This is a genomic window from Candidatus Stygibacter australis, from assembly GCA_030765845.1.
In the GTDB taxonomy this organism is placed as follows: domain Bacteria; phylum Cloacimonadota; class Cloacimonadia; order Cloacimonadales; family TCS61; genus Stygibacter; species Stygibacter australis.
Map to the genome: position 1 here is coordinate 1 of JAVCDJ010000272.1, position 23,561 is coordinate 23,561.

Consider the following 23,561-nt stretch of genomic DNA (forward strand, 5'->3'; position numbering starts at 1 on the left):
AGAGATCACAGAGTTCCTTTGGTATTGAAGCAGAAAGCATTCACCAGGAAAACCTTGATCTCTTGCTGAAGGCTATTGAACTAGGTAAAAAAGATGGCTCCATTATCTCTAAATTTACACCCAAACAGCTGCAACTTATCATCTGGGGACAAAATATGGGTATCATACACTCCATCTCCAGAAGATATGACCACTTGGAATCTGAATATTGCTGCACTCCACAGCAGGTTTTTGCCAATTACCTCAAAATGATCAATAACTGCCTTCAGTGTGATATTTCATCCTCTCCGGAGGTCATCCTCCACACCTGATAACTTAATCACTGCACCCTATACCCCTGCCCTATGTCAATAATTTCAAAAAGCTAATAGGTTAGAAAATTAAAGCCTGACCAAAACTCAGCTAAGCTGATTTATCATAAAGAATATAATCTGCACCAGTATAATTAATTATAATTTATATTATTACCAAAAGTTAGATATAATGAAAAGCAATAAAAACTGATAACTATTTCGTAAATCTATCAGATTTCCTAAATTTAACCAGTTTTTACTAATACTGAATATTTATTTTTTAGTGCGATAAAATCTGTGATCCTTATCCAGAAATACAATATAAAAAGTATTACAGTCGAAACGATAACCTGAATTGCCTTGTTCTTTGTTTCTATATTCCTTAGGAATCACAAAGTCAATTAAACGAGTTTTACTTTCCAGGCGGAATCTCGCCCATAAAACCTCATGTGGCACGTGTTTGGGATGAATAAAATCAGAATGGACAGGAAATTTGTCATATATTTCAAATACATGCAAACCACCAGAGCCAACCCTTTGATTCTTCCAGTAATCAAGAGGCTTCATGCAATAGTCGTGCAATTTATTCATTAATTTAACTAACTTATCTTCTTTCCAGGCTTCAAAATTCTGTCCAGCAGATTGAGAGAAATCCATGAAACTGAAATTGAATTTGCAGCGGCTGGCAATATTATCTTTTATATTATCCAAACTTGATGTAATAATTGATTGCAGAAATTTATCTTTCTTTCTGCTGCCAAAACCACTCATATTCGAGGAACTCCACCTATTTTGCCTGCGTTATATGCAGGAAGGACTGATCTGTCATTTCTGATAATATCACCAGAAATCTCATCAAGCCTGTATCCATAACTTTCATTATCTTCTTTATTAATGAACACAGTTCTATATTTACCCATCACGTCCATAATATCTCCATTATGAGTTGTGAAAATAAATTGAGCTTGGTTTGAATTCAACTCTCTGTTAGTAAATAGTTCCACGAGCTTAGGTAGTATATGGGGATGAAAATTCGTATCAAATTCGTCCAAAACTAAAACTGAACCATTTATTATTGCATACCAGTACAAAACCAAATCTAAATATAAGGATCTAGTTCCACTTGATTGATTATAAAATGTTAAATTGAATTTATTTTGTTTCACTTTGTGATAAAACACAGGATAATAAAACGGATTCCCTTCAATATCAGTATGTTTCTTAATTTCTATATCATCAATGCCCATGTCACAGTTACGTATTATATCCTTGATAAATTCAAAAATATCAGTATTTGAATAATAAAGTTCAGATACAAAATTAAGATCTAATTTATTTTCAGATAAACCAAGATAGTGGACATTTGATACATTGCGTGAAAAAAAATTATAAAGATTATTAATACTTGTAATACCGTACTGATGAGCCGAACTTACAAAGGATACATTCGGCCGTAATTTCATTATTTGAAGTCCTTTATACTCATCAATACATTTGATAAATTGATTATTTTTTCGCTCAATTATCAAACTTTCTCGTTTTTTTACTCTGTACAGCTTTTCTGAGATTACTTTCTTTCTCGTAACACTAAGCTCGTAACGATATTTTATGGCTTTGATAATGAATTCCAAATAAAATTCTGATGGCTGATTATTATTAAAGAAAGTCTCAATTTTAATTTCCTCATCTGGTTTTAGGGAAAATGAATTTTTACAAAATTGGAAAATTGTAGGTAATATCTTAAGTGCATTGGTTTTACCCGAAGCATTTGCTCCTTTTACACATAAAACATTTGCTACTGCATTTCCCTGTGAAATATTTTTTGGGCAATTCTGACCTAATTCAAATGAAATATCAACTCCTTCACGAAAACAAAAGAAATTCTTTGCTCCAAAATTTAATATCATATTTTACTCCTTCTTTCTAACTAGACAAAGTGGAAATTTAGAAAAAGAGAGTCAAGCCTTATTTTATTTATTGGTCATATTTGTCGAATATTGCTTTTTAAGCAGGAAACATACAGTCACCGTTTGAGCAAAGAAATCAATGTTATGCTATTCGGTAAAAAAATTATAACATCTAATTATCAATAAAAGTAGTACGTATACCTTGATAAAATATGAATAATAAATCATTTATCGCCATTTTAATGGGATATATCAGATTTTACCAACTTTTAGCTAAAAATTTAGATTTTTTAAGAAATTATTTTTAACTACATCTCTAATTTGCTATATAATATTATTTTACACTCTTTCCAGATTTTCTATCATCCTCAAAGTGCTTCTAAGGAGGAACAACAAAGCACATAGTGACATTTTTATGTTAGATAGTTCTATGTTGCTCCTCCTTAATGCTGGTAAATTGATGTGAATAATACAAGTGTTTGGGAATAATTTTAGTGAAAATATATTGGCTGATCAACCATTTCGAAGGTTTGGCAACCATTCGAAAGGTTTTGTTTGGGATGCTTGAGATTAGTATAAATATTGACTTAATCTTTAGTGGTAAATAATAAGGATGTAAATAAATACTTGAGGTAGAAAATGCTGATAAATAAATTATTGCCAATTCTGGTATTCTTTATTGCTGGATATGGTTTGAAGCGGGGTGGGGTATTTAAAAAAGAAGATGGAGCACTTTTTTTACGGGCAGTGCTTTATCTTTGTATTCCGGCAATAGGATTTGCAACCTTTAGTCGGATGGAGATGAGGATTGACCGGATATATCCGATAATAACCGCATTATTTGTGATAACAGGGAATTTTTTGATTACGAGCCTTTATTTTAAAAAACTCGGGGTGGAAGCAAGACAATACACAGTTTATATGTTGGCGACTATTGTATTGAATACGAGTTTGATGCTGCCTTTTGCCCAGGCTAAGTGGGGTGATGAAGGTGCCGCGATGGTGCTGCTCTTTGATATCTGTCACGTAACATTGGTGTTTACCTTCTCTTACTGGGTGGCGATGCGTTTTGGTAATGATCGGGAAGGCAGAGTTCCCTTCAAAAAGATATTACGATTACCCCCCTTATGGGGAATATTTCTGGGTCTGGCAGTAAATGTGATTCATCTGCCGGTACCTGCTTTTGTATATGAAATCACGGACATAGCGGCAAAGGGACTGATATTATTAATGATGACAGCGTTGGGGATATTTTTTGAATTAAAGATCAAACACTGGCGTTTGGTTTTTGGAGCCCTTCTGCAGCGTAGTGCGGGAGGATTTATTTTAGGCTGGATAATCACCTGGTTATTGGGTGTGCAGGGAGTTGAACTTCAAATAATCTTGCTGATAGCTGCAGCGCCAGTAGGATTTAATACTCTGGTGCTTTCTGATCTGGAACACCTTGATCGTGATCTGGCAGCAGAGATGGTTACCAGCGCCACACTTCTGGCGGTGATATTTCTGCCCGTGATATTAATTATATTATGAGTGGAGCTTGACAGAGAGTGAGAGTTGATGAAATTACGTTTATGATAATGAAGCATAATAAAAAGTTATTGAGTCTTGTATATATACTCAGCTTTCTGGTCTTTCTGTCCTATGGGCAGGAAGAGGTAAGAATTAAGCGTATATCTGCCGATAGTCTGCTGTCAGACAGCCTGCAGACTGATAGTCTTGGCTTTAGTTTAATGGATTCATTATTTTACGCAGCAGATTCAGGAGCCTATTGGACAGATGAGCAGATCATCAGTTTGATGGGCAACGCTAATATTGAATATCATACCTCAAGTATTACAGCTGATACAATTACGGTGAAAGTTAAGGAAAATCAGGCATTTACCCTGGGTAATTCCATGCTCAAAGACAATAACCAGATAGCGCTGGGGGACGAGATATTTTATGATCTGGAAACTCAGTGGGGTATGATCAATAATGGGGCAGCGAAATTTGAACAGGGTTATTACTATGGTGATGAGATCCGCAAGATAGATAAAAAGACATATGATATTGATAACGGGTTATTTACTACCTGCGATGGATTGCATCCGCACTTTTATATTAAAACAAATAAAATGAGGATGTATCAGAATGACAAAGTGGTAGGTAAACCAGTGGTATTTTATGTAAATCACATGCCGATATTTGCTTTGCCCTATGGGATATTCAGTGTTAAAAAAGGAAGACAGATGGGGATACTAGTTCCCTATCCGGGTTATAACAGCAGCGATGGCAAATATGTGCGGGATCTGGCATTTTATTACCCCTGGAAGGAATATGCTGATGTGATACTTGGCGGCAATCTTTATGAGAAAACCGGCTGGGAAGCAAAGCTGAGTGCTAATTACAAGTTGCGGTATGTGCTGAACGGGAGTATGCTTTTCAGGCTTCGTAAGCGGCAATACAGCTTGTATTCAAGCACTTATGAATGGTATTTGCGGTCATTGCATCATCAGAATATCGGCAGGTCAAGCAGTTTGGATGCCAATATCACTTATACGAGTTCAGAAAAGATACTGGAGAATGAGGAAGATGCCAATGATCGTCTGGCTGAAGATGTAACCTCATCAATTTCATTTAAGACACCTCTTTTGGGGAGCACTTTGAGCTTAAGTGGCAAGCTGGTTGCAGATCTGCTGGAAAGCAGCCTGGTGAGACGTGATACTGCCGGGAATATAGTGGATACATTGAGCTATAAACTGAAGACCATAACTCTGCCTGAGGTATCCTGGTCACGTCCTTCACGTCCGCTTTATGAATATTTTACGGGAGAAGACAGTAAAATTGATAAAGATGCCTGGTATACAAAGTTTAATGGTTCTTACAGTTTCAGAGCAAATTATAAAAGCGTGATCAAAGACTCGACGGCAGATTTTAGTGATTTATTCTGGAAAGAAAAAGAAGATAGCCTGGGAGCGATCAATAAACATGATGCAGGAATGAAGCATACTACTTCATTTAGCTATTCCAATAAATACAAGGGTTGGCTTAATTATTCGCAATCGGCAGGGATGAATCTGGTGTGGCTCGATGAAGATGAGCTGGGCAGAAGCAGTCGCTGGGGCCATGACTGGAATCTAAGTACTTCCTTTAATTTCAGTTTATATGGTATCAGGAATTTTAATAGGGGCTATCTGAAAGCTGTGCGGCATATCATAGCACCGCGAGTGTCTTATTCTTATAAGCCGGATTTCTCTGAGAATGAATATTTGAAAAATCTAAGCGGATATTCTGTATCATCAGGTGATAAACAGCAGAAAGTAAGTTTTTCAATAGGTAATACCTGGCAATTGAAATTGCGGGGAACAGAGGAAAAGAAAGAAAAAACTATCAATGACTTTTTTAAAATATCTTCGGGGATCAGTTATGATTTTGAGAATAAAAATACAGGTAATAATGACGGGAAGGGCTTTAGCAGTTTATCCCATTCTATAGATCTTAATCCGGACAACTTGAAGCTGGGATTGTTTGATCTGAGTATTGAGCCCTATGGCAGTATTACGCAGGATGTTTATGACACAAAATTACAGTTCAGCGATATATCCAAGTGGAATTGGGGAGTGAGTAACTGGAATTTTAATGTGAACACCAAGCTGCGGATAGGTGGCAATGCCAGCTATGCAGAATATTTCCCGATTGAGTCAAATCCCTTTACGAGTAATCAGTTCATGTTGGCAGACAGCATGAGTATGGACGCTGAAGATGAATTTACCACCCTGGAAGAGATAGCTGAATTGCAGCAGGAAGAAAATAGCTGGTCACTAAGCTTTACACACAGCTATCGGCTTACTCAAAGCAGTTATGAAAATCATGATTATACGAGCAATTTTAAAAGCTCATTTACAGCCCAATTGACAAAGAACTGGAATTTTAGTTACAGTAACTATTATGATATCAACGAGAAAAAGATGGTAAACCAGACCTTTACGCTGCTTAGGGAACTTCATTGCTGGCAATTAGAATTTCGTTATACCCGTCAGGAGGATTACTGGAATTATTCCTTTAAGTTATTCAATATCAAATTACCGGATTCTTTGATATTTAAAACTTCAGATAACGGCTAAGTTTGATAATAACTGAGAGATGAGATAATTAGTAAAAAGAATATTTCGTTTTTCTTTGACAATATATGCAAGCAGACAATATTTCACACATAAAAAAGCGCTAAAAGGAAAGATAATGGCATTTGTACATTTGCATAACCATACCCAATACAGCAAGTTAGACGGAGCCTGCAGGGTTGACAGGATGACTGAATTAGCTGTGGAAATGGGTATGAAAGCCCTGGCGATAACCGACCATGGCAATATGTTTGGAGCAATAGATTTTTATCTATCCTGTAAGAATGCAGGTATCAAGCCTATCATTGGAATTGAAGCTTATATAATCCGTGGAAATTTTGACGATATAGACAGTAAGCAGCAGATCAGGCATCATCTGGTACTTCTGGCAAAAAATCATAAAGGCTATAAGAACCTCTGTAAGTTAAGCACAATCTCATTTCAGGATGGATTTTATCATAAACCGAGGATAACAAAGGGCCTTTTACGCCAATATCATGAAGGTTTAATCTGTTTGACGGCTTGTATAAAAGGAGAAATTCCTTCATTACTGATAGCGGGTCGAGAAGAAGATGCTTATAATTCACTGCTGGAATATAAAGAGATATTTGGAGATGATCTGTATATTGAGCTGCAGGATCATGGTATAGATAAAGAACAGACCGCCATGCCCTTACTTATTGATCTGGCAGAGAAAACCAATACAGAAATGGTGGTGACCAATGACTGCCATTATCTGCATAAAGAAGATCGGGAAGCACATGACATTTTATTATGCATCCAGACTGGTAAAAAAGAAACTGATATCAATCGGATGCGGTATAGTACTGACCAGTTGTATTTTAAAAATGAAGAAGAAATGCGGTTGCTCTTTCCTGAACTCGGTCAGGCTTATGATAACACTGTGAAAATTGCTGAAAAGGTAGACCTTAAACTTGATTATGATCAATTTCTATTTCCTAAGATGCCGTTACCACCTGATTATAAGGATGATTCAGAGGGATATTTGAAATCATTATGTTATGATGCCATACCAAGACGCTATGAGGAAATAACTCCGGAGATACAGAAGCGTTTGGATTATGAGCTGCAGATCATTAATAAGATGGGATTTAATGATTATTTTCTGATCGTGAGAGATTTTATCAATGTTGCTCGGGCAGAAAACATTCCCGTAGGACCGGGTAGAGGATCAGCAGCAGGAAGTATTGTGGCTTATTTACTGGAAATAACTCAGCTTGATCCCCTGAAATATAATTTACTATTTGAAAGATTCCTGAATTTGAGCAGGGCAGAGATGCCCGATATTGATATAGATTTTGATTCCGAAGGCAGAGAGCGTGTAATTGAATATGTAAATGAAAAATATGGCAGTGAATGCGTGTGTCAGATCATCACATTCGGAACCCTTGGAGCGAAAACAGTAGTACGTGACATTGCTCGAGTGCTGGATGTACCTATCCCCGAGGCAAATAAATTAGCAAAATTAATACCAGCTGAAGCAAAAATGACGCTGGAAAAAGCTTATAAGGAAAATCCTGATCTGCGGCAATTAATTGATAGTGATCCTGTTTATACTCGTATTTACCGGATAGGCAAGGTGCTGGAAGGCTTGATTCGTCAGACCGGGATCCATGCTGCAGGAGTTGTGATCGCTCCTAATGATTTGAGTAATTATGTGCCGCTTGCAATGAGTACTAAAAAAGGCAAAGGCGAACGGACGACACTTGTGCAGTATGAAGGTAAATGGCTGGAGCATTTAAAAATGCTTAAGATGGATTTTCTGGGTTTGAAGACGCTGACGCTGATCCGCAAAACAGTTGATCTGATCAAGAAGAACCATGAAATTACTTTTGATATCGAAAACCTGCAACTTGAAGATGAAGAAACTTATCAATTGTTATCGAGAGCAGAAACTGATGGAGTGTTTCAATTGGAATCTGATGGGATGAAGAAATATCTGAAAAAATTGAAACCCAACAGATTTGATGATATTATTGCTATGGTGGCTCTATATAGACCTGGACCTATGCAGTTCATAGATAAGTATATCAAACGCAAACACGGTGAAGAAGAGATCATGTATTCTCATCGAGCAATGGAGAAATCGCTTAAAGAAACTTATGGAGTTCTGGTTTATCAGGAACAGGTAATGCAGGTATCCAAAGATCTTGCCCAGTTTGATAGTGCTACTGCGGGATTACTGCGTAAAGCGATGAGCAAGAAAAAAGCCAAGCAGATGGCAGAGCTTTATGTAAAATTTGAAAAAGGTTCACAGGATAATGGTGTGAATCTTGATAAGATCAAGCTTATCTGGTCTGAATTTGAGAATTTTGCACAATATGCCTTTAATAAAAGTCATGCAGCATGTTATGCCTATATTGCCTATCAAACGGCATATCTGAAGACGCATTATCCAGTGGAATTTATGGCGGCATTGATGTCAGAAGAAAAGGATCCGGCAAAAATACCACGCCAGATAGAGGTTTGCAGAAGAATGGATATTGAGGTTATTCCACCTAATATCAATTTAAGTGAAGTAGAATTCTCTGTGCAAGGGAAAAGAATATTATATGGTTTGAAAGGTATTAAAAATGTGGGAGTGGCAGCAGTAGGCAAGATCATTGAAGAGCGCGAAGAAAACGGAGCCTATGAGGATATTTGGGATTTGGTCACCCGTGTGGATTCTAAAACGGTTAATAAAGCAGTGATAGAAAGCCTGATAGCTGCTGGTGCATTAGATGATCTGGAAGGAAACAGAGCTCAGAATTATAGTGTAGTGGAGCTGGCAATAGAATTTGCAGCATCAGTTTTTCAGGAAAAGATGCGAGGTCAATTGACACTATTTGAGGATTTTGCTGAGGATGAAGAGGTGGAGGTGATGCCAAAGCTTCCGGAATTGCCGGAATGGAGTTCAAATGAAATTTTACAAAAAGAAAAAGAAGTATTGGGGTTTTTCTGGTCAGGGCATCCGCTGGAGAAATATAAGAATTTGATAAATTCGGTAATTAATTACGATGCTGCGTTACTTTCTGGTGCAAGCTATGTGTCATATAGAGTAATGATGGCTGGACTTGTAAACTCCATATCTACTAAAACAAATAGAAACAACAAACCCTATGCTATATTGGAATTGGAAGATAGAACAGGGAAATTTGAATTAGGCTTGTATAAAGATAACTTCAGACGTCATATTAATAAATTCGTCAAGGGTAATGCCTATTTAATTGAAGGATCAGTCCAGGTACAGGATAATGGTGGAGCAAGATTATTACCTGACAAAATCTATGATCTAAAGAACTTTCCTCAGGGATGTAAGGGAGTTTTGAAGCTTGAACTTGAAGAAGAAAAGATCAATGAGGAATTAAGCAATCTGATAATAGCAAATTCAGATACAGAACAATCGATTACTCTGGAAATAAACCTTGAAACGAAAGAATTCAGTTCTTTGCTTTGTAAAACGAATCGAAAGATAAAGCTGACAGAGACTTTTTTAAAAGAACTGGTAGAAATTACCGTTAGACTACCCAAATTGGAATTGAGTTAGGAGTTAATATGAGAAATTTTACAATAGGATTTTTTTTACTGATAAGTAGCATACTTTTCGCGGGACAATTAGGCGTATATGTTGATAGTAATCGCTTTTTTGGACCCGATAACAAAACTCTAGTGGAAATTAATTATTCTTTTCCCTATAATGCTGTGGATTTCATTAAGCAGCAGTATGGTTATGAAGCGGAAATATTTGTGGATATCTCTGTTAGGGCTGGAGAAAAACTGATCAAAACCGATTCTATTACTAATAAAGTGATTATCAGAGAGGCAACAAAAGCATTCAGTGATGAGCAGTATCTGGATAAAATAATTTTGACTTTGGGTAATTATGATTTGCAATTATCAGTGGAATTTGTTGATGTGCATACTGAAAGTTCTTATTTATGGGAATATGATTTTGTCCCTCTTGATATTGATGGATTACTTAGTGATCTGGAATTAAGCAGCTTTGTGAAAAAGGATACAACGGGCTATCTGGAGAAATTTCATCGGGGGAATTATCTTTATCAGGTAAAACCCAATCACACTTTTCGGGAAGAAAACGGTTATCTGGAATATTTTCAGCAGATACGAAATCTCTTTGAAGATGAAAGCGGTAAATATCAACTGGAGCAGGAAATATTAGTGAAATCCGGTGATACACTGATAGATTCAATGAAGAAAGAACTAAGCGGTGAGATTGCAGATATAATCAGTGTCCATGATAGCATATTGATAGAAGGATATGAAGATGGATATTACAGTTTAATTATAAGTTATCGTGATAAAATCACCTATAAACAGGAACAGGTAGAGGATTATTTCTGTGTAAAATCAAGGAAATCTGCTAATATAAGACTATTTCCTGAACTGGAAGATGATATCAAATTGGTAAGTTATTTCATGAATACTAATGAAAAGAAAGTATTCAAGACTTTGACAACTGAAGGTAAATCTAACTATCTGAATAAGTTTTGGCTTTCGCAAGATCCTAATATAGCTACGAATGAAAATGAATTTCTGGATCTTGTAAGGAATCGGATACTTTATGCAAATCAGTTTTTTACACATTTTAAACCAGGCTGGACAACAGATATGGGCAGGATTTATATCAAGTATGGCAAGCCTTATGAAATACGGAAAATGACAACCAATCTGGGTGAACACGAGTTTTCCGATATCATAGACAGCCCAGACCAAAATTTTAATAGAGGAGTGACAAAAAACTATGAGATATGGAAATACCGGATGAGTAAAATTGCAAACTATATCTTTATTGATTTGATTACCAGCGGAGATTATAAATTAATCTACAGCTCTGATGATGACGATGGAGAAACTACTTATTTTAACTGGAAGGAATATCTGGGTAATGATTTTGATGAAAGGCTGCTGGATTAATTCAGGTTCGGAAGGCATCTGGGATGTGTTTGATTATCCATTTATTTTTAGGATCATGAGATAAAGCGATTACATCAAAGCGTGTAAATGTATCAGAATATTCGGGATTAATTAGCAGATAATATCTGGCAGCTCTTATGATCTTAAGCTGTTTAGTATAATTGATACTGGCAATGGCATCATCAATTCCTGTTTTCCGATAGCGAACTTCGATAAATACAAGCTCTCTATTTTGAAGATCATATGCTATTAAGTCGATTTCACCTGTTTTACAGAGGAAATTACGCTCAATAATTTTATAACCCAGCTTTTTTAAAAAGCGTAAAGCTGTTTTTTCCCCTTTATCTCCTTTTGTTTTCTTTATATTTTTATTCATGTAATAAAAAATAGCTTGACTTTGAGAATAAGGAAATTATTTCTTTAAAAAAATGTGGAGACAGATAAAAAATGAAGAAAGTCCTGATATATATATTTTTTCTGATAATCACAGGTTCGCAATTATTTGCCATGCCTTATACATTACAGGGTAATAAAATAAATATCCCCGACGCTTACATTCTACCACATCAGATGGCAACAATTAGCGTAGCACTATCTCCAGGGGTCAGTAATTTTAATAATGACGGGACACCCGATATATTCTTTAATGCTATTGCAAATATTAATTTAGGCTTATATGATTACGGTGAAGTAGGATTTGTACTAAATAGTTATGGTGTGCCCTATATGAATTTTAAGTTGCAGCTTCTTAAAGAAAAAAAGAGAATACCTCAGCTGGCAATTGGAATAACTAATGTATTTTCTTCTGTAGAAAACGAAAACCATGATAGTTATACTGAAGGTCTTGTGGGCAGTGAGGATGATCTGATCAAAAATTCACCCTATGCAGTTCTTTCTAAGACAGCAATTATGGTTTCCAATATTACCGGACTGGAATATATAGAGTTATCTGGATATCTAGGCTGGGGATTAAGAAGATTTAAAGGTGAAGGTAAGATCGCTAAATATTTAAATGGTTTCTTTTTTGGTGCGGATTTCAAACCTACCAGGTTTTTGAGTTTATATAGCGAAATAGATGGTGAAAATATCAATGCTGGATTGAATATCTATTCCAAACATTTTACTTATCAGTTCAGTGTCTTCCGCATGGAAGAAGCCATTAAATTTGTTCTTGATAAAGGTAACATAAATGTTGGTTTGAATATAGTTTATACTCTGGACCGGTTTTCAAAGCAGAAGGTTAATGACAGACAGGATTACTACAGCTACTATAAGACGATATCTCCCTTGATAGAAAGGCGCGTAATCATAGAAAACGTTTTGCCGGATGAGGATAATTCTGTTTATGAAGACCTGCCAATGTTCGAAGAACTGCAGGATTTAAAGAAGCAAAGGCAGAATACTGAAGAAGAATTAGAAAGATTAAAAAGACTGCTTGAAGAAGAATAGATGAAATTCAGGATCCTATTATTAATAACTTTTATAGTTCTATTCCAGATATTATGGTCTCAAAAAGCCACTAATAACACCCTTCTGGAAGAAATACGCCAGGAGTCATTTGATCTGGCTGTATTGGATGATGAAGTCGATTATTATCAGCAGCTTGTAGATAAAAGAAACAGAGTAAAATCGCTACTTGAGCAAAATAGGCTTTCAACAATAAGAGAAATTTTTGAGCGAGATTTGGCTGAACTTGATGTAATATTTGAGTCTGATGATACTGAAAGGGCTGTTAAAAAACTGTGGGAAATTACGCGAATATATAAGGGTATTTCTACTCTGGACATCAAAAATTATTTTCCCGAGAGATTATTGCAGTATTATGAAGCAAGGCTGGATGTTCAAGATGGACATTATGAAAAAGCCAGACGTGTTTTAGAAAAGAACCTGACAAATAACGTCGATCCCCAGCACCGGAATGAAATTGTATCGCTTTTAGAAGAAATTTATTTTAATCTCAAGATCTGGGAAGACTATATCTCTGTTTATCCTATCTTTCGAGGGATCAATACCACACGGCAACGCTGGTGGCTGGGTCAATCATTTTATAATACAGGCAGATTAGACGATGCCAGTACAGTTTTCCGGCGTTTGGCGAATGATGAAGAATATGGTTTGCGCTCACGTTGCATGTCAATATTGCTTACATATCAAAATGGTAATATAAATCAGGCAATCACGGATTTTCTGACTCTAAAATATCAATATCCCCCTTCAACACCCTATTTCAATTTCATTAATCTTAGTCTGGCAAGGCTATATGCCATCAGTGGTGATAATAATGAAGCAATCAGTCTTTATGACCAGTACGTTCAATTGCAGAAAGACATCCCTGATGATATTTTATATGAGATAGCTACAGTATATAAAAATTTTGGTGAATATACTCAGGCGATAAATTATTATCAAAAGATTACCGAAAAGCCAGTAAAAAGTAATTATTATGTTACTGCAAAATATTTCACAGCTATTACAGAACAGGATCGGGGAAATTATGAGAGTGGTCGGGAAAATTTACGTGAGATCATTGAAAAAAATGATAACCTGATGCTGTCATTAAATAAGAAATATGCTCTTTTGGAAAACTATTCCTCATTACTGCATAACCTGATTACTGAAACTCTGAGTCCTGAAAGAAGAAATCAGATTGACACTCAATTAAATGATCTTGAAAATCAGTTTCAGGAAAACAGGGAAGAAATTGAAACTTACAGCGAAGGAGTGGATAGCAAAAGTTTATTGTATCTGAAACAACTGGAACAAGAATATTTTTCCTATACTATCACTTTGGCTAATTATGAAGCATTTGTCCGTTATTCTCGAAACCCCATGCTGAAAAGGTTACCTTCAATCCAAAATTACCAGATGAGCAGAACGGATTCCTCTGTAGTATATCTGCAAATGGTGAACTATGTTGAAAATCTATCAAAAAAATCCGCGGAATCATATACACTGGCAAAATTTCTTGCTGAACAGAAGGTGTATCTGGCATTTATCAGAGATATCTGGTTTGATATCAAGGGATTAGGAATTGATTACAGCGCTCCTGATATTATTGAAGTTGCCGAAAATGCTGATTCTCTGATCAGTAGCAACTTGGAGATCATCTCTGATCTGGAGGTTTGGGCTTTCAAATCTGAGCATAGTAAGGAAGAAGAAGACCTTCTGGCAGAAAAAAGAAACCTGATCGAGAATAATAATAAAGAACTGGAGAAAAACGAACAAGAATTCATCGATAAGTTTACTCAGGATGTAACCCCCCAATTAGCTGATAAAGTAGATAATTTTGCAGCCTCACAGGATGAAATCCGAAATCATTATATTGATACAATAACCGCGATGGTGGAATCACTTTCAGATGAAAATCAGATGTATGAAAACACTCTACTGGATATTTTATATCGTCAATCCAAACTTCTGGACGAAGAGTATGTAGAATTCAGGGAACAAATAACTAATGAATAAATATAGTAAAATCATTCTGCTTTTAATATTGCTTATAGCAGAGGCTTTGACAGCCCAGAATATTGAATCTCAGATCAATCTTCAATACAATAATAAAATTGAATACAAACGGGAAGTATATAATCGCATTCAAAGAATGATAAGTGAAAATCCTGCTGTTGATGAGCTTGATAAATTATATTTCAACCTGGCTGAGCTTAGTACGGAAATTGATCGTAATAATCCCCAGAAGATTATCTCTTATTACAAGCAGGTAATCCAATATAATCGAGAATTCAATTATAAAGATGTGGTTCTCTATAATATTGGATACTATAGCTATCAGGCAGCAGTTTTGCAAAATGGTCAAGCCCGGCAGATGCTGGAGCAGAATTATCAGCTCATACCTGATTCTCTGCTTTATAACGAAACAACTTTTCAGGAACCCATTAAATACTATAAAAGACTGCTGGAAGAGCATCCCTTATCTTCATATTATACAGAAACTGCCTGGAGACTGGCAGAAATATATAATTCCATAGGTGAAGATACCAGAAGCAGGATTGCATACCTGCGTGCAGTTGACTATTATGATCTGGCATTGCAGAAAAAGGATTCTCCCTTTTATTTCCCCACTCTGGCAGGTAAAGCCTGGATATTATTTGCACTGCAGGAAATAGAAGATGCTACTGAAATAGAATTCGCTCTGCTTAATCAGCTTGATAGTATTCCTGATCTCAGAAACAAGGATGTATTAGCCCAGGAAGCAATCAAAAATTTAGCCTGGTCATTTTCGCGTGATAATGATCTGGACTTTGAACAGAGTAGTATCACGGCTGCCCGACTGGAACTAAGGCTGGCTGGTTTAGCCAATAAGTTAAACCAGGAACGTGTAATGATCGCCGTAGCTGATCAGCTGTTAGCAAATGATAAACCCCAAGCTGCCATTGGCTTATATGAGACTTTTCAGGAGCTGTTCCCTCTTTCTGCAATTGCACCAGTAGCTGCTGCTGCCAAGATCGATATTTATCGTAAATATCCTGACATCTTTGGTGGAATAGCAGGCAGCACACAGAAAATCAGTGATATTCGCGAGGAAATCAGGCGTACCTTCAACCCCCAATCTGCCTGGTATAAAGAAAATAGAGCCAGTAACATCCTTCCGTCCATTAATGTAATCCGCAATGCTATTGAGTTCGATGAGCCATTGAAATATAATGATTTTCTAGATTCATCTGAAAAGAATAATTATTTGAAATATCGACGCCTGGTAAGTGATTTTTCCGGTTATGAGGGCTTTGATAATTCCCAGTATCTGCAAAAACTGCAGCAGTACCGCCGAAATCTGGTTTACATGAGCCAGAAGCTGGCTCAAACCACTAATGAACCAGATGATTATTACTATGCTCTGCGGGATCTGAGGGAATACGATCAGTTTTATCCCGAGCACGAAGAAAGAATTGATTTTGAGAAAAATATCTTTTTCTGCTATGAAAAACTCTATGATATCAGCCAGATAGACTCCCTTTCTTTAGCAAAATCTGACCTCGGTAATATGGATTCATTATATATCATCGCTTCTCGGCAATATGAAGATATATTACGCAATGATGAAGCCTGGGAAACGCATCAGAACGAACTTGCCCGGGTTATGTTTAAACGTGCAGAATTTCTTTTCCAGCAGGACAGATTTATAGAAGCATCACAGGATTACCTCAAAGTAACTGAGTTGCAGTCTGATAATGAGCTGATATCAGATGCCTTCAGAAGATCAGCAGAAATTGCCCTGCAAGATCAGGATTACGTTTCCTCTGAAAGCTATTTACGTAATGCAATGCAGTTTTCCACCGGATACAGCCAGTCTGATGTATATAAAAATATCATTTATGTGATAAATCAAAAGGCAGAAAACCTGCTTCAACAAAAAAAATATAACCAGGCTGCCGATGAATTTCTAAGACTTTCTCTGGAACTGGAAGCCATATATCCCGAGCAGAGCCTGAGCTTTCTTAATCGGGCGATAGATGTATATGAAGACCTGGGTGATGACAAAAAGGTCAATGAATTGCTTACTATGGTCTCTGAACGGGAAAATATGGACCAGGCAGCAGCAGTATATGCCAATACCTGGCAGGAAGCTGATAAACTGGAAGACTTTCAGCGTTCGATAGCTCTCAGACAGGATTTCATATCCCGATTCCCGGGTACCAATGAAGCCTTCAGAGTTAAATTGCAGATAATAGATATTTATGAAAATAAATTAATTGATAAGGAACAATCTGCTGAATTATACCTGCAGCTTCATGATGAATATAAGTCTTACGATCTGGGCAGAGAAAGACCGGAAAGCATCTATCTGAATGCTCTCAGAATATATCAGGATATTGGGGACAACGAAAAGTGTGCTCAACTCACCGAGAATTTCACCCAAAGTTATCCAGATTATTCTCTCATTGATCTCAATCTTACTTACAGTGATACTGATAATTTCCGCACCAGTATCAGAAAACTAAAAAAACTCAAGGATAACATTAATTCTCTATTCCAGAAGCAGGAATATGAATCTGCAAGAGAAGGTATTGAAGAATTCCGTCAGATTGCCACTGCTCTCAACGTGGATTCCCTCAGAATTGATCTATCAGAAGATAACCTGCTCTTTGATCAATACCTTACTTATGCCGATTATTATAAAAATTATAAACTCGAGATCAGCAATATTGAAAATGTTTTCCTGCTCCAAACAGCTCAGGAAATAATACCCATTTCTGCTGATACACGCTGGCAGGAAAATATGGTTGCTGGGGACAATACGATTGGAAAGCTGATGCAGCAATGTGATGATTACCGTAATAATATTATGGCACTTCTGCTGCAGGGCTCTGAATATCAGCTTGATACTCCCCATTATACACATGCTGTATGGGCAATTGCCGCTGCCTATGATCATGCCTATGAAGTAATTGATCTGCAGATAAGAAATTTTGTGGTCAAATCAAAACAACTAAATCGTCCTGAACTGGAAGATAATAATTATCTGAAAAGCGAACTCAAAAGACGTGTGATAGCTGAAGGAAAGGATTATTCTTTTGAATTTCAAATTGCTGCTGGCAGATTCTATCAGAACCTGCTATACCAGTTTTATGATAACGCCAGCTATACTGATCTCTGGACGCGCAAAGCGCTCAACCGCCTTAATGAATGGGGCATTCGGGATGCCAGTGGTGCTATAGTGATGCTGGATGAAAGTCTGCTGATGGCAGAAGATTCCTATGCTAATGAAGAAATTGAAAAGGAATATAACCAGATATACGGTGAATATCAAAATCGGGATTACAACTCTGCTCAGGTAAAATTCATGAAATTCATAACTTCATATCCCGGACACCAACTCTCATATAATGCCCTTTATTATGCTGCCGAATGCTATTATAATATGGGGCAGCTAAGTAAAGCAATGGAAATGCTTGCCAAGGTGATAGATTTTGACCGTGATAAAACTCCTGATGCACTGCTGCGACTGGGTCACTGTTATAATGCTCTTGGTAAAAAACATAAAGCTTATGAATACTGGAACAGACTGGTTGATGAATATCCTGATCATTATCTCACTGAAGTGATCAAACTCACTTTCACAAATATCAGCAAGCAGGAGGAACAGGCTCTCGCAGCCGCTGCTGTACCGGCAGATAAAGAACAAAAGATTACTCTTAAATATCGTAATTACATCCAGAAATATAAGCAGGGTAAGTATAAATCTGCTCGAAAAGGCTTTGCTTCTATCACCAAAAAATATCCTGAACATCCTCTGGCTAACGATGCGTTATTCATGCTGGCAGAATCTTATTTCCAGGAAGGTAAATTCCAGAATGCTGCTGATACCTATCATGCAGTAATTGTCCTTGATGGTAATAAAACGGTTAATTCTCTTTATAAGCTTGGTCAATGTTCAGAGAAATTGGGGAATATTCCTCAGCGTGATCAATACTGGCAGCAGATAGTGGATGAATATCCTGATCATTATCTGGCAGGTGTAGTTGCCGGAGGAGAAGCAGAAATCAAGGCTCAAAGAGTAACAACCAGACCTGTTAAAACCCATCCGCGCAGGATTCCCACTACTACTGTTGCTGCTGATCCTGCTCAATACCAATACAAAAAAGCTCTGATGGATTTTAGATATAATAAGTATACCGAAGCAATTTCAGGATTTAAAGAATTTGTGGATAAAAATCCTGATCATAGACTCGCTTTCAATGCCAGTTTCCTGATGGCAGAAGCATATCAGAATCTTGGTGAATATCAGAAAGCACTTACTCTATTCCAACAGATATTACCATCTTCCGGCGCCAAAAGATCAGAAAATCTTATCCATATTGCCCAGAATTATATTGCCCTGGATCAAACAGAAGATGCGGTAAATATTCTGAATGAGATCAAGATCACTTATGCCGGCACATTTGCTGCAGCACAGGCAAATAAACTGCTTAACCAGATTTCAGGAGCTGATAATGAATAAAAAACTGCAACTCCTTTTAATACTGATCATTTTAGCAATTACCATAGCTCTTATTGCTCAGAATACCATTGAACCAGTAATTCCAGCCAGACCTTCAAGTGTTACTCAGGAATCTATAAAACCACTACCTCCGCGTGATTTCAATCGACCGGCTCATCATTTCTGCATTCCCAGAAGACGCACTGTGATCTCACTGGAAAGGTATCAGGAAAATATTGACCTGGATCAAAAACTGAAAACTTCAAATGAAATGCTCTATCGGGAGGCAAAATGAGAAAGATATTCTTCGCTTTTTTCATTCTTTATTTTGCTTTGCTGACTGCTTCTTTGTCTGATTATGAATCTGAGTTTGGTTTCCCAATGGATAAACCACGCCATGGTAGATATTATTTCCAGAGAGAATTATTCTCCATTGAGCAGGACCCTCAAATAATGACTTATCAGCCAGTAGCCAAAGAGCAAATGGCAGCAGCCCTTCCTGCTCCGGGAAACGCTACTGAACTGGATAATTTCTCTCTTTCTGATACTACCCTCGTGCTCAATACTGCTGCCTTAAATGACCTTGATCTCTTTTCTAATCTCAAAATGGATACTTCCATCGGTGATGATAGAATGATCACTCCTCTGGAAGATAATAACCAGTTCAAACCAGCTCAGCCAGCAGATTATAATCTCTATATCCAAATGCAGATCCCTGAATTAACTCCCAAATCACCAAACCAGATCGATTTTGTACCCGTAACCAGCAGCTCTCAGCAGGAACTGCGAAGTATTGATACTAAAATTCAAAATCTTGCATATCAGATAGATAATATCTATAATAATGAAAATATGGTTATTCCGCAGTATGGCTCAATTGAATTCATCATCACCATAGATGCTTCCGGCATTATTGAAGTTGATTATAATATTACTGCCGGCAGAGGTTTCTCGCAAGGGTTCATTAATAAATCTATTGATGCTGTCAAACGCTGGCGGATCACTGCTCCTTTCAAAATTCAATATACTTTGTCCCGGAATTATCTGCAAAGACCTTAATGTTCTATTATGATATTGTCCTTCCTCTGGCGATTGACAAGCCTCTAACCTATTCTTCGTCTATTGAACTGATCAGGGGTTCTCGAGTAATTATCAAAGTCCGAAATGCCAGTTACACAGGCATAGTCTGGCAAAAAACAGCTCAAATATCACCTGAGATCAAATACCTTCCTATTCTCGAAATCGTTGATCATTCCCGCTTAATGCCGGAAACTATCCTCAAACTCGCTGAATGGGTCGCAGAATATTATCACACCCCTTTGGGTATATCACTTTTTGCCATGCTTCCCAGTGCACTCGATGTAGTCATCCAGACAGAGATCAGGCTCTCTGAAAATATTGATCATGCCACTCTTAGCCCTAAAGCAGTTAACTTACTCAAATCTCTTGATGATCAACTCTGGACGCCAATAGAAAAAATTAAAAAATCCTTTTCTGGCTCTGGCTTTTATCTGCTGCTGGAAGAACTTGAGGCTGCTGAGTATATCGAAATCAAGAGAACTTTCGATAAGAAAATAAAAAAGAAGATCGCTAATTTTGTCATTAGAAAAAAAATCGAAGATATGCCTGACCTAACTCCCAAACAGCTGGAATTATATGACTTTATCTGCTCAGCAGGCGAGGAATTGCCTCTTAGTAAAATTGCCTCATCTTTCTCTTATGCCCTGGTAAAAGCACTGCGAACTAAGAATCTCATCGATATTAAACCACGAGAAATATTGCCTACTGATACTCTGTTCCCCACCCAGAGACATCCTCAAAATATAACTCCTAATCCCGAGCAGGTAAATGCCATAAATGCTATCGCTTCTGCTCTTGATGAAAACGTCTTTAAACCATTTCTGCTCTATGGCATCACAGGCAGCGGAAAAACTGAAGTTTATATCCAGTCGATAAAAAAGACCCTTGCGGAAGGCAAATCCGCCCTGATGCTGGTTCCTGAAATATCTCTCACTCCGCAAATGGTAGAGCGGTTCTATAATGCCTTTGGTGAAAATATTGCTATCCTGCACAGCAGACTTAATGACCGTCAACGCTGGCAGCAGTGGCAGAATATCCGCAAAGGACAAAGCAGGATCGTGATAGGTGCCCGTAGCGCTATCTTTGCCCCGCTTAAGGATATTGGCATCATTATTGTCGATGAAGAGCATGAGAATAGTTATAAACAGGATACCGCTCCCCGCTATAATGGACGTGACCTGGCTGTGATGCGTGCCTATCTGGAAAAAACAGTCATTGTCCTCGGAAGTGCCACTCCCTCTCTGGAAAGCTGGCATAATACCAGTATTGGCAAATATTCCCTGCTGAAACTCACAAAACGCCCCGGGAATTTCAAACTTCCCCAGGTACAGATCATTGATATGAAAAATATGCCTGATAACAAAGGATTCTTCTCCTCTGAATTAACTTCTATGATCGCTGACCGGCTGAAGAAAAAAGAGCAGATCATCCTTTTTCAGAATCGCAGAGGACATTCTTCTTTTATTCAGTGCCTTAAATGCGGCTTGCTCATCAAATGCCCTAATTGTGATATCAGCATGAATTATCATTCCTTCAATGACACTATGATCTGTCATTATTGCGGATTAGTAAAGCAGGTACCCCGTAAATGCCCCGATTGTGGAAGTTTCCTCTTTAATTATGGTGCTCCCGGCACGCAGCAGATAGAAGAACAGCTCAAAATCCTCTTTCCCCAGGCTCATATCCTCCGCATGGATTCTGATACCACTACTTCCTCCAGCAGTTACCAGAATATGTTTGACCGCATGAAAAGTCATTCAATAGATATTCTACTAGGCACCCAGATGATATCAAAAGGTCTTGATTTCCCTAATGTCACACTAGTAGGTGTTATCTCTGCTGATGTGGGGCTTTCATTCCCGGATTTCCGCGCTGGTGAAGCTACCTTCCAGTTACTAACCCAGGTTGCCGGCAGATCCGGACGCGGTGAAATTGATGGTAACGTGATAATTCAAACCTATAACCCCACCCATTATGCCATCACCTGTGCCATGAGCCAGGATTTTCCTGCCTTTGCGGATATCGAACTCTCTGACCGCGAATTATTGCACTATGCTCCCTTTTTTCGCCTGGCAAGGATCATCTTCTCTGGTGAAAAAGAACCCTTCATAATCACCACTTTGAATAAATATAAACCCCTATTCCAAAAAATCGAAGACGCTTTCCCAAAGGGTGATATCTACCTGATAGGTCCCGCTCCAGCGCCACTTACCAGGATAAAAAATAAATTCCGCTATCACATCTTCATTAAAGCCAAGAATAATCAGGTCATCAATAAAGCAGTGTCACTTCTGGAAGCCAACCTGAAACTCCCCAGCTCCATTAAACTCACCATAGACATCGACCCCCAGAATATGCTGTAATTATCCTCCTCTCTTATCTCCAATATACTCTTTTGTAAATAAATTAAACCCTGTCAAACGCTGTTTCTGGTACCTCGCGGCTTGTTTATTCCATTCATCTCGCTCTGGTTGCGAAAGTGTTTGCCAATTTAGGGCTATTTCCTTTATCTTATTATTAAAATAGAGTGTCTGAGGGTTCACAATGTGGTCATACTTTCGACGGTGATAGAGCCAGGGATTTTCCCGCTTGTGGTCTTTATAGCTGAACTCCGGGACTTCATAAACCACTTCCTCATGATACTTTCCGGTCATGGCAGTGATCCAGTTCACCTTGCTGCGAAGTCCTCTGCGATAGGTCTTTATGCTCTCATATTCAGGTTTGGGCAGGTTTAATATATGCTCCAGATTGGTTGTCAGCCACGTGTCATAAGCTGTTTCCAGGTCACCGGAGGTAATGATGAAATTTCTCTGGCAATATAATTCATCCTGGTAATAACAATCCAGCCCAAACTCGCCTTCTGCATGAAAGCTGAGTTCTACCTTAGAGCGTGGTGCGATAATCTGATGAAAGCCCATAGGCATACCCTGCCAGCGTAATTCATAATCACCCCGCTGGCGCACATAAAACGCCGTCTCACCGGGGAATTTCTGCGCTCCGGGATGCAAAATATACGGCGTGTAGTAGTTGAGTTTTTTGATCACAGACTTATATTCAGTCAGCCGCGGATTGGAAACAGACGCAGCAAAACGTCTGATAGCTTCATTTCTGATCACCAGCGGAGTCCGCTGATAATAGGATACCGGGTCATAGGGATAATGTTCCTGCGTGCCATTTCGCTTGGTGCGATACACGATGCCTTCAAATTCACCATGCACCTCAAAATTGCGTTGCACGAAATCGATCACAGTCTTTCCTGATAGATTTTTCATCTTTTCCACCTTATTTAAAACTATTTTATGATGCTTTC

General features: G+C 37.8%; 15 protein-coding genes. 11 read left to right on the forward strand and 4 right to left on the reverse strand.

Annotated features, from left to right (window positions below; translation table 11 throughout):
- The coding region (locus RAO94_13790) for a hypothetical protein (GenBank protein MDP8323412.1) at positions 1-311 on the forward strand (311 nt) is incomplete at its 5' end.
- 255 nt (positions 312-566) lie between these two features.
- Here the strand turns inward: RAO94_13790 and RAO94_13795 are convergent.
- Both RAO94_13795 and RAO94_13800 read right to left on the reverse strand, forming a co-directional pair.
- Complete coding sequence (locus tag RAO94_13795) at positions 567-1,064, reverse strand: hypothetical protein (protein ID MDP8323413.1); 498 nt, start codon at positions 1,062-1,064, stop codon at positions 567-569.
- Positions 1,061-2,200 (reverse strand): ATP-binding protein, encoded by a 1,140-nt coding sequence (locus RAO94_13800; GenBank protein ID MDP8323414.1) that lies wholly within the window; start codon positions 2,198-2,200, stop codon positions 1,061-1,063. Before RAO94_13800 ends, RAO94_13795 begins: the two co-directional genes overlap by 4 nt.
- Positions 2,201-2,839: 639 nt before the next feature.
- Here RAO94_13800 and RAO94_13805 point away from each other — a divergent pair.
- The 4 genes from RAO94_13805 to RAO94_13820 all read left to right on the forward strand — a co-directional run bounded on the left by RAO94_13805 (position 2,840) and on the right by RAO94_13820 (position 11,235).
- Positions 2,840-3,730: an AEC family transporter gene (locus RAO94_13805; GenBank protein ID MDP8323415.1), complete on the forward strand. Its 891-nt coding sequence runs from the start codon at positions 2,840-2,842 to the stop codon at positions 3,728-3,730.
- Positions 3,731-3,777: 47 nt separating this feature from the next.
- The gene (locus RAO94_13810) at positions 3,778-6,303 is read left to right on the forward strand and encodes a putative LPS assembly protein LptD (GenBank protein ID MDP8323416.1); all 2,526 of its coding nucleotides are present in this window, start codon (positions 3,778-3,780) and stop codon (positions 6,301-6,303) included.
- A gap of 115 nt (positions 6,304-6,418) precedes the next feature.
- Positions 6,419-9,847: a DNA polymerase III subunit alpha gene (gene dnaE, locus RAO94_13815; protein ID MDP8323417.1), complete on the forward strand. Its 3,429-nt coding sequence runs from the start codon at positions 6,419-6,421 to the stop codon at positions 9,845-9,847.
- Positions 9,848-9,855: 8 nt separating this feature from the next.
- A complete protein-coding gene (locus RAO94_13820) occupies positions 9,856-11,235 on the forward strand; it encodes a GWxTD domain-containing protein (protein ID MDP8323418.1) in 1,380 nt (459 codons plus the stop codon).
- 1 nt (position 11,236) lies between these two features.
- Here RAO94_13820 and RAO94_13825 read toward each other — a convergent pair whose 3' ends face one another.
- A complete protein-coding gene (locus tag RAO94_13825; protein ID MDP8323419.1) occupies positions 11,237-11,611 on the reverse strand; it encodes a YraN family protein in 375 nt (124 codons plus the stop codon).
- 71 nt (positions 11,612-11,682) lie between these two features.
- On the opposite strand from RAO94_13825, the gene RAO94_13830 reads away from it, so the two are divergent.
- From RAO94_13830 to priA, 6 genes are read left to right on the forward strand one after another with little or no spacing between them, the layout of a single operon-like run.
- A complete protein-coding gene (locus tag RAO94_13830) occupies positions 11,683-12,684 on the forward strand; it encodes a hypothetical protein (protein ID MDP8323420.1) in 1,002 nt (333 codons plus the stop codon).
- On the forward strand, positions 12,685-14,700 hold the full coding sequence (locus RAO94_13835; protein ID MDP8323421.1) for a tetratricopeptide repeat protein: 2,016 nt from the start codon (positions 12,685-12,687) through the stop codon (positions 14,698-14,700).
- The gene (locus RAO94_13840) at positions 14,693-19,192 is read left to right on the forward strand and encodes a tetratricopeptide repeat protein (GenBank protein MDP8323422.1); all 4,500 of its coding nucleotides are present in this window, start codon (positions 14,693-14,695) and stop codon (positions 19,190-19,192) included. The genes RAO94_13835 and RAO94_13840 overlap by 8 nt, the downstream gene beginning before the upstream one ends.
- Entirely contained in the window at positions 19,185-19,466 is a 282-nt protein-coding gene (locus RAO94_13845; protein ID MDP8323423.1) for a hypothetical protein, read from the forward strand. The genes RAO94_13840 and RAO94_13845 overlap by 8 nt, the downstream gene beginning before the upstream one ends.
- Positions 19,463-20,230, forward strand: a complete 768-nt coding sequence (locus RAO94_13850; protein ID MDP8323424.1) for a hypothetical protein — start codon at positions 19,463-19,465, stop codon at positions 20,228-20,230. The genes RAO94_13845 and RAO94_13850 overlap by 4 nt, the downstream gene beginning before the upstream one ends.
- Positions 20,230-22,614, forward strand: a complete 2,385-nt coding sequence (priA, locus tag RAO94_13855) for a primosomal protein N' (protein ID MDP8323425.1) — start codon at positions 20,230-20,232, stop codon at positions 22,612-22,614. The genes RAO94_13850 and priA overlap by 1 nt, the downstream gene beginning before the upstream one ends.
- Here priA and RAO94_13860 read toward each other — a convergent pair.
- Positions 22,615-23,561, reverse strand: a 947-nt coding sequence (locus RAO94_13860) for a hypothetical protein (protein ID MDP8323426.1), incomplete at its 5' end; no start/stop codon positions are given.

Coding starts and splice junctions, on each gene's coding strand:
- RAO94_13840 (MDP8323422.1), top strand. CDS start 14,693: ATGAATAAATATAGTAAAATCATTCTGCTTTTAATATTGCTTATAGCA.
- RAO94_13825 (MDP8323419.1), bottom strand. CDS start 11,611: ATGAATAAAAATATAAAGAAAACAAAAGGAGATAAAGGGGAAAAAACA.
- RAO94_13805 (MDP8323415.1), top strand. CDS start 2,840: ATGCTGATAAATAAATTATTGCCAATTCTGGTATTCTTTATTGCTGGA.
- RAO94_13800 (MDP8323414.1), bottom strand. CDS start 2,200: ATGATATTAAATTTTGGAGCAAAGAATTTCTTTTGTTTTCGTGAAGGA.
- RAO94_13850 (MDP8323424.1), top strand. CDS start 19,463: ATGAGAAAGATATTCTTCGCTTTTTTCATTCTTTATTTTGCTTTGCTG.
- priA (MDP8323425.1), top strand. CDS start 20,230: ATGTTCTATTATGATATTGTCCTTCCTCTGGCGATTGACAAGCCTCTA.
- RAO94_13830 (MDP8323420.1), top strand. CDS start 11,683: ATGAAGAAAGTCCTGATATATATATTTTTTCTGATAATCACAGGTTCG.
- dnaE (MDP8323417.1), top strand. CDS start 6,419: ATGGCATTTGTACATTTGCATAACCATACCCAATACAGCAAGTTAGAC.
- RAO94_13835 (MDP8323421.1), top strand. CDS start 12,685: ATGAAATTCAGGATCCTATTATTAATAACTTTTATAGTTCTATTCCAG.
- RAO94_13795 (MDP8323413.1), bottom strand. CDS start 1,064: ATGAGTGGTTTTGGCAGCAGAAAGAAAGATAAATTTCTGCAATCAATT.
- RAO94_13810 (MDP8323416.1), top strand. CDS start 3,778: ATGAAGCATAATAAAAAGTTATTGAGTCTTGTATATATACTCAGCTTT.
- RAO94_13820 (MDP8323418.1), top strand. CDS start 9,856: ATGAGAAATTTTACAATAGGATTTTTTTTACTGATAAGTAGCATACTT.
- RAO94_13845 (MDP8323423.1), top strand. CDS start 19,185: ATGAATAAAAAACTGCAACTCCTTTTAATACTGATCATTTTAGCAATT.